The following is a 12,363-nucleotide window of genomic DNA, read 5'->3' as shown; positions in this document are numbered from 1 at the left end:
CGGTGGGGACGTCCCTCAGAACAGGGTCGCCGGGCGGATGAGGTTCGCCAGGTCGACGAGGAGGAAGCGGTGGGCGCGGTTGTCGCGCGTCGCTTTCGCCAACTCGCGCAGGGACCGCTCGGTGCCGACGCGCAGGCCGTGTTCGTTGAACGGGAACCCGAGGAAGTCGTCGGCCGCGTGGTCGTCGTCGAGGTGGGCGTCGATCCAGCCGAGGGCGGTGCCCAGGATGATCAACTGCAGGCGTCCGCGTCGCGGATCGTCCCAGCTGATCTCCTCGAAACGTTCGGCGGACTCGAACAGCTCGCCCCGGGTCACCTCGTCGGAGGCCCGCCCGTGGACGAGCGTGACGATCGCCGAGATCTGGGCGGTGCCGTAGTGCCTGCTGGTGGTCGGGACCTCGTCGAGCGGTTCGATCGCGGCGGCGAACCGCCCCTCGGCCAACAGCATGCGTGCCAGGCCGAACGCCGCCGAGACGATCGCGTGGTCGGTGAGCCAGAGATCGTGATAGTTCTGTCGCGCGATCTCGTACCAGCGTTCCACCTGCGCCAACTGCTCGTTGGAGGTGTACTCCTCCGCGGACAGCCAGTAGCCGATGAGCTCGGCGGTGCCCGCGACGGCCAGCTTGGGGGCGACCTCGCCCGGCATGGCCTCGAGGACCTCGTGGAAGCGCTCGAACGCCAGCTCCGGCTCCGCGTTCAGCAGTGAACAGATGCCCAGATACCAATGCAATTTCCACGAGTCGCCGTGATGCACCGCGACCTCGCGCAACAGCTGCAGGGCGGTGTCGAGATTGCCGAGCTCCAAGTGGGCGCGGGCCTCGGCGAGATCGAGTTCCACGGAGGGATGCAGATGGTCGTTCTCCGCGTCGACGGCGCTGCGGTCGCTGGTGATCAGGGCCTTGAAACCGTCGGCCCGGGCCGCGCGAATGGTGTCGAGCGTCTGCCGCGGATACGACAGCGCCGCCGACGTCAGCACGCCGGCGGCGGGATCGGAGGGGTCGACGAGGGGCACCGGCAGGGCGCGGGCGATGTCGGCCGGGTCGTGGATCGAGGCGTCCTTCGGATCGAAGAAGCCGTCGACCGGCGCCAGCAGCAGCTCGGTTCCGAACGTTGAGCGCTGCGGGGTGAACACCGTCGACATCGACGGCCGCGGGACCCCGGTGTGCAGGGCGACGGTCTCGCGCAGCACGTTGAGGACCTGGGTGGTCATCTCCTCTGCCGACGCGAACCGCTCGCTCGGATCCAACGATGTGGAGCGCTGCAGCAGGAAGTAGAACGACGGGTTGTCGACGAACAACTGCTCCTGCGCCGGGTCGGGCAGCCCGTCGTCGTACCGTCCGGCCGTCATCGGCATCGGCACGGTCAGCACCGCCAGGGTGCGTCCGATGCTGTAGATGTCGGTGACGATCTGCGGTCCGGTCTGGACGATCTCCGGCGCCTGGAATCCCGGTGTGCCGTAGAGATGCCCGATGCCGTTGATCGCCGAGACGGCGCCCATGTCGATGAGCTTCACCTCGTCGGAGGTGATCATGATGTTGTCGGGCTTCACGTCGTTGTAGACCAGGCCCACCGAATGCAGATAGCCGACGGCCGACAGCACCTCGAGGATGTACGCCATCGCCTGCTCGATCGGCAGAAGCTTGGGCTTGCCCGACTCGGTGGTCAGCTGCTTGAGCGTGTGACCGCCGATGTACTCCATCACGATGTAGCCGACGGGGTGTCCGTCGTCGGTGACCCACTCGACGAAGTTGAAGATCTTCACGATGCCGGGATCGTTGACCGAGGCGAGGAACTGCCGCTCGGAGATCGCGACCGCCTGCGCCTGTGAATCCGAGGAGTTCAGCAGGCCCTTGAGCACGACGGGGCGGTCGGACACGTTGTGGTCCACCGCGAGGTAGATCCATCCCATGCCGCCGTGTGCGATGGCGCCGGCGATCTCGTACTGGTCGGCGACCATCGTCCCGCGCTTGAGTCCGGGGACGAACGAGTACCGCGACCCGCAGTTCCAACAATTGCCGTTCAGCGGGCCCTTGCCTCGCCCGGACTTGCGGCCGACCGGCTCACCGCAACTCCAGCACAGCCGCTTACTCGGTGCGATCACTGGATCGGCGAGCACGGCGTCGGCCGGGTCGATGTCGGTGATCTCCGGCAGCTGCACCAGTTCGGCGCCCAGCCTGCGGTCGTGCACGTGGGTGTTCTTGCGACTCTTCCGGCGCGACGCGGCGATGTCGTCGAGGATGTGCCGGACCTGCGTCGACTGCGTCATCATCCCGGTGGTGGCCGCCTCGGTGCCGACCGTCGGCATCGGTGCGGGCATGGTGCCGGCCTGGGTCTGCGCTCCACCGGTGTCCGCGAGATCGATCATCGACGCCTGCGTCTCGACCGGAGCCTCCGACGCCTGCGTGGCGACCGGTTCGTCGTCCCGACTCTTCTTGCGCTTCTTCTTCTCGCTCTTGTCTGCCATGGCGTCAATCCCGATACGTCATCGTCGGCGGAAAACCCGGACCCAGCAACGACAGCCACTCGGTGTACGACCGCTGCCAGCTGCCGTCGGCCTCACGCTGGGCGAGGACACCGTTGACGAAGCGGACGAGGTCCTCCTCGCCCTTCGGAATCCCGACGCCGTAGTTCTCGGTCCCCAGACTGTCGCCGACGACGTGGACCCACGGGTCCTGCACGGCGATTCCGGCGAGGATGGTGTTGTCCGAGGTGATGGCCTCCACCTGACCCTGCTGCATCATCACCAGGCAGTCGGCCCAACTCCCGGTCGTGACGTATTTGGCGCTCGGCACCGCGCGCTGCACGCGGGCGATGGAGGTGGAGGCGCGGGTGGCGCAGACGGTCTTGCCCGCGAGGTCGGAGGCCTGGAAGATCCCGGAGTTGCGGTACGCGAGGATCTGCTGCGACGCCGCGAAGTAGGGCACCGAGAAGTCGATGACCTTGAGCCGTTCACATGTGATGGACATGGTTTTCACGACGATGTCCACGGTGCGGTTCTCGAGTGCGTCGAGGCGGGTCTCGTTCGAGAGCATGCGGTACTCGATGAGGTTCGGGTCGCCGAAGATCGCGTCGGCGATCCAGTGCGCGACATCGATGTCGAACCCCTTGACGTCGCCGGTGATCGGGTCGCGGAAGCTCAGCGGATTGCTGCCCAAGTCGGTGCCGACGATCAGCCTGCCGCGCTCGGCGATCCGGGCCATCGTCGACCGCGCGGGCATGCGCCGCGGCTCGGGCATCGTGGTCGGCCGCAGGCTCGAGGTGGTGTCGCAGTCGGTCGACGTCGACGGCGTGTTCCGGTCGACGCCGTACTGCACGTTCGGCGGCAGCGGCGCGTGCGCGATCGCGGTGGGCGGGTCGCCGGCCGCCGTCGGCTCGAAGTTGCACCCGGTCAGCGTGAGGAGCGCGACCAGCGCGATCACCGCGAGGCCGGCGGGGGTGCCGAAGCGGGTAGCGGTCATCGGTACTCCCGGATCCGAGGGATCATGCCTGCGATCACCGCGAGCGCTGCCACGCCGCACAGCGCGCCGATCCCGGTGCCGGTGAACCCGAGGAGCTGCTGCGCGGTGCTGATGTTGTGCCGGAAGGTGGTGCGGGCTTCGGCGATTGCTTTGACCAGGGCGTCGTTGACCTCGTTGAATCCGGTCGCCGTGCTGATGTTGCCGTTGCCGATCGTCAACGCGCGCGCCGCGGTGAAGTCGCCACTCGCGAGTCGTCGTCCCACCTCGTCGTGCGCGTTCTGCCAGCGGGCGAGGGCCGACTTCACATCGGAGATCGGGTCCGTGAGACCGCGGTTGTCCGAGTGCGTGGGGTTGTTCATCAGCTTGGTGGCCGACTCGCCGATCTGCTGCAGATCCTGGCTGAAACCAGCGTCCAGTTCGCCCGGTTCGGAACGCCGGGCCAGCGCGAGCGTCTCGGCGGACCGAGCCTGCTGGGTGAGGATGCGCATGGTGGTCAACGTGTGCAGCGGGTCGGCCCCCGACGTCTTGGCGGTGTTCGCCGCCGCGACCGAGAGCAGTCCCGACGCCAGCAGCCAGACGGTGCCGACGACGAGCGCAGTCAGGGCGCCGATGAGTCCGATGTTGAAGTGCCTGCGGGTTCGTCGAGCCAGATACCGACCGACCAACACCAGCATCCCGATGATCATCAGCAGCGCCACGTACACGCCCCACGGCGGAACGGTCAGCGTGCGCTGCGGGTCGGAGATCGCCGACGACCGGTCCTCGTACAGTCGCTGGGCGGCAGGCAGAATGGTGCCCAGCATCAGGGTCGACGCCTCGGTCAGATAGGCCGAGCCGACCGGATACGCCAGCCGGTTGTTGGTGCGCGCGGTCTCGATGAGGCCGGTGTAGACCGGGATACTGGTGGCGAGAGTCTTCAGGTCGTCGCGGGCGGGTTTGTCCCGGTCCACCGAGTCGGACGCCACCGACAGTCCGTCGGCCGCGGCGATCATCGCCGACGACGCGGTCGCCATCGCGTTCGTGTACTCGGTCCGCAAGTCGGGAGATTCGCGGCCGCCGGAGATGAACGCGGAGTTGGCGGCGGCGTCGGCCACCGACAGCGAGCTGTACAGCACCTCGGCGGCCTCGGCCTGGGGTTCGGCGCGGTCGACCAGCGCTTCGAGGGTTTGGCTCCGGTCGGTCAACGACACCGACGAGTACCAGCCGGTGAGTCCGCAGGCGAGCACCGTCGCGAGCAGGATGATCAGCAGTTTGCCGGGGGTCGTGGTGGCGTAGAACCGGGCGGTGACGAGCGGAGACGAGACCCGCTCGCGGGTCATGGCGGCGATCTCGCGCCGGTCGGCGATCACCTGCCGGAGTGTCGGGCTGGGGGAGCCGCGCTCGGGAAGCACGCTGCGGCCGGCATGCGTGAGCGCCGAACGCACTCGATAAACCTGCCGGGCCACGACATTTCCTTCCGGTGTTCTCGGTGACAACCCTAGTCTTCGCTGCGGCGCTGGGTTGGCCAGCCCGGTACGGTGATTCGTCAATGGTTCGCAACAGGTTCGGCGAACGAGGGTGCAGGAGGTTTGCGAAGTGCGCGGAGACGGTGACGGCTGGGTGTTCGGCCTCGACGGGGCGCGGTACTGGGGTCGGTTCGGTGCCGCCGGGCTACTGTTGTGCGCACCCGTCGACGACGACGTCGCAGTGCTCCTCCAGCATCGCGCGATCTGGTCCCATCAGGGCGGGACATGGGGTCTGCCGGGCGGTGCGCGCGACTCGCACGAGACCGCGGAGCAGGCTGCCGTGCGCGAGGCGAACGAGGAAGCGGGGATCGCGGCGTCCGACGTCGACGTCGTCGAAGCGATCGTCACGTTCCAAACGGAGGGGTGGAACTACACCACCGTCATCGCCAAGGCCCCGACGCTGATCGCGACCGTCGGCAACGCCGAATCCGCGGAGCTGCGGTGGGTGCCCGCGACCGAGGTCGCCGCGCTGCCGCTGCATCCGGGGTTGGCCACGTCGTGGCCGGACCTGCGGCCGCGGCTGTAGGCGCGCGTCAGTCGCTGAGCTGGTTGGCGCCGGCGATCAGCGCGTTGACGGCGGCCTCGTCGCCCGTCCGGCCGCGCCCGTACGAGACGCACTGGCGCGCGTTCCGCTCGCAGCGCAGATAGGTGACGATCTCGTCGTCGACGTGTTCCTGCGAGAGGGAGACGATCTCGACGCCTGCGCCCAGCGCGTACAGCATCTCGGTCATCGCTCCGATGGTGCCGACGGCGGTCGCGCTCACCTCGTGCGAGCGGCGGCCGAGGGTGATGCGGGCGCGGCACGTGACGGTGTCGCCGCGGGTGGGCTCAACGGACAGGGTGTGCAGGGCGATCCGCCCGTCGGGGGCGTAGGTCTGGTCGAAGTTCGCAGTGGTCATGCCTGCCGCCTCTCGCGGAAACCAGTGGGGCAGCCGCCGGGCCGAGCGGGCCTGCGACCGGTGGTTGTATCCGTTACGAGTACAGGATGCCGGGGAGATCTGAATGGAACGCATCGGGAAGCTTCATTTCGGTCGAAGTATCGGTGACCGACAGTCCCGGAAGTGGAGAGACGACGAACCCGCAGCGGGGGGTCGGTCGAATCAGACCCCGCTGCGGCGGGCTACAAGAAGGTTCCACAACATGATGGGAGGCAGTCTACTCGGGGTGCGCGGAAAGGCAAACGGATTTCAGCGCGCGCGCAGCGGCCTCCGGATCGTCTGCTCCGGTGATGGCTCGGACGACGACGATCCGTCGCGCCCCGGTCGCCGTCACCTGCGCTACCCGCGGCAGGTCCACGCCCCCGATCGCGAACCACGGTTTGGTCGGCGCCTGCGCCGCGGTCTCGCGCAGCAGATCGAGTCCCGTCGCAGGCCGCCCCGGCTTGGTCGGCGTGGTCCACAGCGGGCCCGTGCAGAAGTAGTCCACAGCGGGGTCGGCCGCCGCGCCGCGTGCCTGCTCGAGGTCGTGGGTCGATCGACCGATCACCGTCTCCGGTCCGACGATGGTCCGTGCGACGGCGGGCGGGAGGTCGTCCTGGCCCACGTGGAAGACGTCGGCGCCCGCGGCGACGGCGATGTCGGCGCGGTCGTTGACCGCCAGCAGGGCGCCCGCCTCGACGGTCAGCTCCTTGAGCTGCGCCAACAGGTCCAACTCTTGCAGTGCGGTGAGTTCGCCGAACTCCCGTTCGCCGGGCGAGTTCTTGTCGCGCAGCTGCACGATGTCGACGCCGCCCGCCAGTGCGGCACGAACGAAGTCGACGAGGTCGCCGCGCTCCCGCCGCGCGTCGGTGCACAGGTAGAGGTGGGCGTCGTCGAGCCGGCTGCGGGGATTCATGCCCGTCACCATAGGGCACCGGCCCTTGCGCGCAGCGGTAAGCTCGACGGTGTCAACCAACACGGGAGTCCGGGGGTCCGCCGGGCTGAGAGTGCGTCGCGCCGACGCTGACCGTCACACCTGATCCGGATCATGCCGGCGAAGGAAGGGCAGTTCTACGTTGTGTGCTCCTGATCGAGGCTCGCGCGGTGACCTCTCCGTGGTCGGCGGCGGCGCCGTCGGCCTCACGTGTGCGCTCGCCGCCGTCGACAGCGGGTGGCGCGTCCGGGTGTACGACGCCGGGCCGACCACCCGGGCGGCGCATGTTGCGGGCGGCATGCTCGGCTGCTTCGCCGAGGGGCACCCGGGCGAGGACCGACTGCTCGCGATCTCTCGAGACTCGGTCGCCCGATGGCCCGCGCTCATCGAGCGGCTCGGTGATCCGACCATCGCGACGGCAGCCGACAGCCTGCTCATCGGTGCGACCGCCGCCGACATGGAGCATCTCCGCGCGCAGGTGCGGTTTCTCCTCTCGGAGGAACCCGACGATGCCGATCGCCTGCCCGCCGTCACCCCGGCAGACTTACGTGCTGCCGAACCCGCACTGGTCCGGGGCATTGCGGGCGGTTTCCGAGCGATCGGTGAGGGCTCCGTCGACAACCGCAAGTTGATCGCTGGACTTCAACGCGCACTCGACGCTGCAGGTGCGGCCCGGATCGACGCCCACGTCGACGACCTCGCCGACGTCCCCGGCGACCAGGTGCTGGTCGCGGCCGGGCTCGGCACACGAACCCTGCTGCCCGGCGTGGAACTGCGCGGCGAGAAGGGCGAGATCCTGCGACTGCGTCGAACCCGATTCTCGGTTCCGCCTCCCGCCCATGTGATTCGAGCGCGGTGGCATGGACGTCCGGCGTACCTGGTTCCCCGCGAGGACGGGATCGTTCTCGGCGCCACCCAGTACGAGGCGTACGACGCCGCCGACCGCGCGCCGCTCGCCGGCGGTGTCTCCGACCTTCTTGCCGATGCGGGCGAGATGATGCCGAGCCTGCGCACCTACGAGCTCGCCGAAGTGAGCGCGGGCATTCGGCCGTCGTCGCCCGACGGTGTGCCCATCGTCGAACGGGTCGACGAGCGCGTGGTCGTCGCCGCGGGCCACGGCCGCAACGGCATCGCGCTCTCCCCGTGGACGGCGCACATCGTCACCGAACTGCTTTCACCCGACACCGCGTCCAGCACGCACCAGCGATCCAGGAGTCTCACATGGAACTGACCGTCAACGGCAACACGCTGACCCTCGACGAGGCGCTCACCGTCAGCCAACTGCTGGCCCACCTCGATCTGCCCGACTGCGGTGTCGCGGTCGCGGTCGACGGGATCGTCCGTCCGAAGGCGGAGTGGGAGACGGTTCTGAAGCCGTATGCCGAGATCGACATCCTCACCGCAGTCCAGGGCGGCTGACGGTGACGGATCCGGTTTCGCTCCCACCGTTCGTCGTCGGCGACCGCTCATTCGAGTCCCGACTCATCACCGGGACCGGCGGCGCACCCAACCTCGCGGTCCTCGAGCGCGCGTTGGTCGCGTCCGGCACGGAGCTCACCACGGTGGCGATGCGTCGTATCAGCCCCGAGTCGGGGACGGGCGTGCTCGATCTGCTGCGCCGACTCGACATCGCGGTCTTACCGAACACCGCGGGCTGTCACACCACCGCCGAAGCGGTGCTGACTGCGCAGTTGGCGCGTGAGGCGTGTGAGACCGACCTGTGCAAACTCGAGGTGGTCGCCGACGACCGCACGTTGCTGCCCGATCCGCTCGAACTGGTCGACGCGGCCGCAGCGCTGGTGGCCGACGGATTCCAGGTGCTCGCCTACACCAACGACGACCCGGTGCTGGCGTTGCGACTGGAGGATGCGGGTGTCGCTGCGGTGATGCCGCTCGGCTCACCGATCGGCACCGGACTGGGGATCTCGAATCCGCACAACATCGAGATGATCGTGTCGCGCGCGCAGGTGCCGGTGGTGCTCGATGCGGGCATCGGCACCGCCAGCGATGCCGCGCTCGCCATGGAGCTCGGCTGCGACGCCGTCCTGTTGGCGTCCGCGGTCACTCGCGCAGACGATCCCGCCGCGATGGCGTCGGCAATGAAGCACGCCGTGATCGGCGGCTACCTGGCCGCCAACGCCGGCCGGATTCCGAAGCGATTCTGGGCGCATGCGTCCTCACCCGCAATGAACTAGCGAGGACACGATCGACTGCGCCTCACGCCGCGGCGGTCGGAGCCGAGGTCATGGTCCTCCGTGCGTTCGAACGAATCGGTTCGCGACGGCGGTCCGGGTGCTGCGGGTCGAGGGGTGGGCGGAACCAGGGGTGGCGGTCGTGGCTGATGAAGACTTCCCAGCCGGTTTGGTGGATCAGGGTGTGGTGCATGCGGCAGAGGAGGACGCAGTTGTCGATCGCGGTGTCTCCGCCCTCCGACCAGGGGACGCAGTGGTGGGCGTCGGTCCAGGAGATCGGGCGTCCGCAGCCCGGGAATGCGCAGCCCCGGTCGCGGGCTTCCAGTGCTCGGCGGAGGCCTGCGGTCACCAGGCGGTGTTCGCGGCCGACATCCAGTGGTGCTGAGTTCTGGTCGACGATGACCCGGCGCATCCCTGCCTCGCAGAGGACCAGTCCGACAGTCGCTTGGGAGACTGGGCCGGTGAATCCGAGTGACGCGACTTGGGACGAACTCTCGGGCGACGAACCTGGTGCGCTCGTGCCGTCACCGCACTGGGTCGGGACGATCATGGTGACGTGCGGAAGAACTCCTCCCGAGACCGTCGGCCGCTCCTTCCCGTTCAGGTAGGTGCGAATGACCTGCGCAAGCGCATCGGATCGACGTTGCTTTGCGGTTCGCGGATCGCGTGAGCCGTCGGGCTGCGGAATCGGCTTACACAAGGGATCGAGCGCCTGATTGAGTTCTTCGCTGGTCAGTGCGTCCAGATCGAGCGTCCCGGTCGTTCGGCCGTCGTCCCCAGTCACCAACGTCATCTCGTTGAGATCGGGGTTTTCGGCGACCGGCACCGCATCTGGGTCGGTCTCGTCGATCTCCGGTTGCCATTCCAGGGCGAGTTCCCGAGCCCGCTGGGACACATCGGCCGGAGTGACTTGGCAGGAGAGTCGCCGAGCCAGATCCGCCCGTCGATCCTCATCCAGCGGAACCCGCTTGCCGACGAACGTGATGGCTTTCCCGATCGCGTCGAGTTGTTCGATCGGGATGCCGCCGGTTCGTGCGTGGACCATCACGCCCGGCATCGTGTGCGCGGCGTGCCCGGTCCGCGCGTATCGATGCGCGGCCGCGGGCGTGATGCCTAACTGCTTGAGCAGGTCGGTGCTGGTTTTGACTCGTTTCCGGGCCGGTAGTCCGGCTCGGCCGGCGGCGTCGGTCAACCCCGACATCGCCGTCCCAGCGAGATTGACCACCCGAGTCAACTGCACCATGGTCTGCCCGATGACGGCATCATCGAAACCGACCGTCGAAGGACTCGCGCATAAGCGGGCGAGTTCTCCTCCGGGTGCAGCGAGAGTGGGTGGGCTGAGCGCTTCGATGAGCGCGTCAGCGAATTCAGTGATGACGTCGACAATAGCCATGGCAATCCCCCTTGCCCTTGTTGGCGAACACGACCCGATGCAGGTCGCGATCTTGGCTGAGCACGCTCCGGTAGGGGGCGCGCCCGAAATGTGTAGCGGAGCATCGCTTCCGGCCCGGGATCACCGAGTAGGAGAGCGGATGCGCCGCTGACGTTGGACAACACGCACGACACCGATCCGACGCAAGCAGTCAACCCCGCCGCCAGACCCACCCGAAACCCGAAACGGAGGGTGGTCTGACGACGTCGCAGGACAGGCCGCCGGCCCGAAGGCCCGGCACTAGATCACCCGCATCGCCCGGCCCCAACCCAAGGGGCCAACTCGAGCAGTGACTCCAAACCGAGGAGTCATGCCATCCCGAGACGCGACTCCAACCCAAGGAGCCGACCCGAGACACAGCCCCTACCCAGGGGCCGACCCGAGGAGTGACTCCAACCCAAGGAGCCACCACGGCGATTCGGCGTCGATCCGCATACCCCTGCCGGCCGAACCCTCGAACCGACGGCGGTCCCGCTTCCGTGCGCACCCACCGACCACCCCTTAAAGCCCCTTGCTACGGAAGCAGTCCGTGTCGCCTGTGCGCGACGGCTATGAAGTTCTCAAACAACACGAGACGACCTTTCGGCCAGCTCAATGAAGCTGTACAAACTATGATACAAGACACAGAATATGAAAACAAGTGTTCGAAGTTGAGATCATAAATGTCCAAATTGTCCGACCCAACCGCTATCGTCGGCCCACGACGATCACCAATTGGAGCTGGAAGGGAGCGCATGGACCACAGAGGTGAGAACCGCTCACGCCGGAGGCGCCGATTCGCGCCGCAGGTCAGACAGCGGGCGAGAAGCGCCGCCTCAGGTGGAGATCGAGAGGTGTTGCAGGTGAATGCTTAAGCGGTGTTGCTCGAGAGGTCGCGTGGGACCTCAGCACGCGGTGAAGGTCAGCGTGCGTCGACGGCGCGTGAAACGATCACGCCTCGCTCCGACTCTCCCGGCCGCGGCGCCAGCCGCCCTTCTCCGGCGGGGCCTCGCCGAAGTGATCGGGTTCGCCGGTGCTGTACCAGGCGACGAGGACCGCGCCGACCACGGCACCGACGAAGCCGACCACGGCCAGCCAACCGAGTCCCGGATGGGCGGAATCGCCGAGGAAGGCGACGCCGATGATGCTCGGCCCGGCCGTCTCGCCGACGACGAGCATGGCCGTTACGCCGTTCACCGCGCCGACCTGCAGTGCGACGGTCTGAACATAGAAGCCGATGGCGCCGGCGATGGCGATCGCCCATGCCGCAGGGTCAGTGAGGATGGTGACGACGTTGAACGGCTCCAGTCCGTGGAGCACGCGAACGGCGCACGCGATGACGCCGAACAACAGTCCCGCCCCCGCGCCGCCGATGGCCGGGGCGAAGACGCCGCCCCGGTACACGCCGATCAGCGAGACAGTCACCAGGAGGAACGTTGCGATCAGCAGGCCCCAGTGAAAGACCATCTCGGCGTCGTCCTGGACGTTCGGCGACGACGACACGCCAAGCATGAACAGTGAGAGCACCACAAGCCAGATCGCGACCCAGTCGCGGGTGTGCAGCGTGATCGACAGCAACAGGGTGCCGAGCAGTGCGGTCACCACAAGATTGGCCGAGACGATCGACTGCGCCAAGAACAGGGGCAAGAAGCGCGCAGCGACGGCTCCGCCCGCGAATCCCACGACCACCATCACGGTGCCGAAAATGAACGCCGGGTCGGCGATGGTGGTGAACGTCGATTCGATGGACGGCGACGACGAACCGTCGATTCCGGCCTTGCCCTCTTCTCGTTGTTCCACCGCGACGCGGCGGGCGCCGAGCGCTCTGAGCACAGTCGAAACTCCGTAGGCCACTGCAGCCATCGAAGCTGCAATGATCCCTATTGCGTACAACGAAGATTCCTCTGAGTCGTTTATGAGTCCTAGGTAAGAACACGCTACACGGCA

General features: G+C 67.7%; 11 protein-coding genes. 4 read left to right on the top strand and 7 right to left on the bottom strand.

The annotated features are described in order from the left end of the window. Positions 1 to 15: 15 nt before the first annotated feature. The 3 genes from GH2_RS04900 to GH2_RS04890 are packed head-to-tail and all read right to left on the bottom strand — an operon-like array spanning position 16 to position 4,902. Complete coding sequence (locus GH2_RS04900; protein ID WP_066163777.1) at positions 16 to 2,463, bottom strand: serine/threonine-protein kinase; 2,448 nt, start codon at positions 2,461 to 2,463, stop codon at positions 16 to 18. 4 nt (positions 2,464 to 2,467) lie between these two features. Then, a complete protein-coding gene (locus GH2_RS04895; RefSeq protein ID WP_066163774.1) occupies positions 2,468 to 3,457 on the bottom strand; it encodes a glutamate ABC transporter substrate-binding protein in 990 nt (329 codons plus the stop codon). Beyond that, positions 3,454 to 4,902 (bottom strand): GlnX family signal transduction membrane protein, encoded by a 1,449-nt coding sequence (locus GH2_RS04890; protein WP_066163772.1) that lies wholly within the window; start codon positions 4,900 to 4,902, stop codon positions 3,454 to 3,456. Before GH2_RS04890 ends, GH2_RS04895 begins: the two co-directional genes overlap by 4 nt. Before the next feature lie 130 nt (positions 4,903 to 5,032). Between GH2_RS04890 and GH2_RS04885 the strand changes: the two genes are divergently transcribed. Next, on the top strand, positions 5,033 to 5,488 hold the full coding sequence (locus tag GH2_RS04885; protein WP_066163768.1) for an NUDIX hydrolase: 456 nt from the start codon (positions 5,033 to 5,035) through the stop codon (positions 5,486 to 5,488). Between the two features lie 7 nt (positions 5,489 to 5,495). Here GH2_RS04885 and GH2_RS04880 read toward each other — a convergent pair whose 3' ends face one another. Then, positions 5,496 to 5,861: a hypothetical protein gene (locus GH2_RS04880; protein ID WP_066163765.1), complete on the bottom strand. Its 366-nt coding sequence runs from the start codon at positions 5,859 to 5,861 to the stop codon at positions 5,496 to 5,498. Positions 5,862 to 6,117: 256 nt separating this feature from the next. Next, positions 6,118 to 6,795: a thiamine phosphate synthase gene (gene thiE, locus GH2_RS04875; RefSeq protein ID WP_066164318.1), complete on the bottom strand. Its 678-nt coding sequence runs from the start codon at positions 6,793 to 6,795 to the stop codon at positions 6,118 to 6,120. Between the two features lie 160 nt (positions 6,796 to 6,955). On the opposite strand from thiE, the gene GH2_RS04870 reads away from it, so the two are divergent. The 3 genes from GH2_RS04870 to GH2_RS04860 are packed head-to-tail and all read left to right on the top strand — an operon-like array spanning position 6,956 to position 9,008. Further along, positions 6,956 to 8,044 (top strand): FAD-dependent oxidoreductase, encoded by a 1,089-nt coding sequence (locus tag GH2_RS04870; RefSeq protein ID WP_066163763.1) that lies wholly within the window; start codon positions 6,956 to 6,958, stop codon positions 8,042 to 8,044. Beyond that, the gene (thiS, locus tag GH2_RS04865) at positions 8,035 to 8,232 is read left to right on the top strand and encodes a sulfur carrier protein ThiS (RefSeq protein WP_066163760.1); all 198 of its coding nucleotides are present in this window, start codon (positions 8,035 to 8,037) and stop codon (positions 8,230 to 8,232) included. Before GH2_RS04870 ends, thiS begins: the two co-directional genes overlap by 10 nt. A 2-nt stretch (positions 8,233 to 8,234) precedes the next feature. Then, positions 8,235 to 9,008, top strand: a complete 774-nt coding sequence (locus tag GH2_RS04860) for a thiazole synthase (RefSeq protein ID WP_066163758.1) — start codon at positions 8,235 to 8,237, stop codon at positions 9,006 to 9,008. 22 nt (positions 9,009 to 9,030) lie between these two features. Here the strand turns inward: GH2_RS04860 and GH2_RS04855 are convergent, their stop codons facing one another. Together GH2_RS04855 and GH2_RS04850 are read right to left on the bottom strand one after the other, a co-directional pair. Further along, a complete protein-coding gene (locus tag GH2_RS04855; protein ID WP_066163755.1) occupies positions 9,031 to 10,398 on the bottom strand; it encodes an HNH endonuclease signature motif containing protein in 1,368 nt (455 codons plus the stop codon). A 969-nt stretch (positions 10,399 to 11,367) separates the two neighbouring features. Further along, complete coding sequence (locus tag GH2_RS04850) at positions 11,368 to 12,309, bottom strand: hypothetical protein (protein WP_066163753.1); 942 nt, start codon at positions 12,307 to 12,309, stop codon at positions 11,368 to 11,370. Between the last annotated feature and the right edge of the window lie 54 nt (positions 12,310 to 12,363).

This window comes from Gordonia hydrophobica NBRC 16057 (assembly GCF_001592365.1).
GTDB classification, from domain to species: Bacteria; Actinomycetota; Actinomycetes; order Mycobacteriales; family Mycobacteriaceae; genus Gordonia; species Gordonia hydrophobica.
Note: the sequence above shows the minus strand (reverse complement) of the source record. Positions and strands in the feature narration are given on the sequence as shown.

Excerpts from the sequence above, each read along its gene's own strand:
- thiS (WP_066163760.1), top strand. The coding sequence starts at position 8,035 with ATGGAACTGACCGTCAACGGCAACACGCTGACCCTCGACGAGGCGCTC.
- GH2_RS04855 (WP_066163755.1), bottom strand. The coding sequence starts at position 10,398 with ATGGCTATTGTCGACGTCATCACTGAATTCGCTGACGCGCTCATCGAA.
- GH2_RS04880 (WP_066163765.1), bottom strand. The coding sequence starts at position 5,861 with ATGACCACTGCGAACTTCGACCAGACCTACGCCCCCGACGGGCGGATC.
- thiE (WP_066164318.1), bottom strand. The coding sequence starts at position 6,795 with ATGAATCCCCGCAGCCGGCTCGACGACGCCCACCTCTACCTGTGCACC.
- GH2_RS04895 (WP_066163774.1), bottom strand. The coding sequence starts at position 3,457 with ATGACCGCTACCCGCTTCGGCACCCCCGCCGGCCTCGCGGTGATCGCG.
- GH2_RS04900 (WP_066163777.1), bottom strand. The coding sequence starts at position 2,463 with ATGGCAGACAAGAGCGAGAAGAAGAAGCGCAAGAAGAGTCGGGACGAC.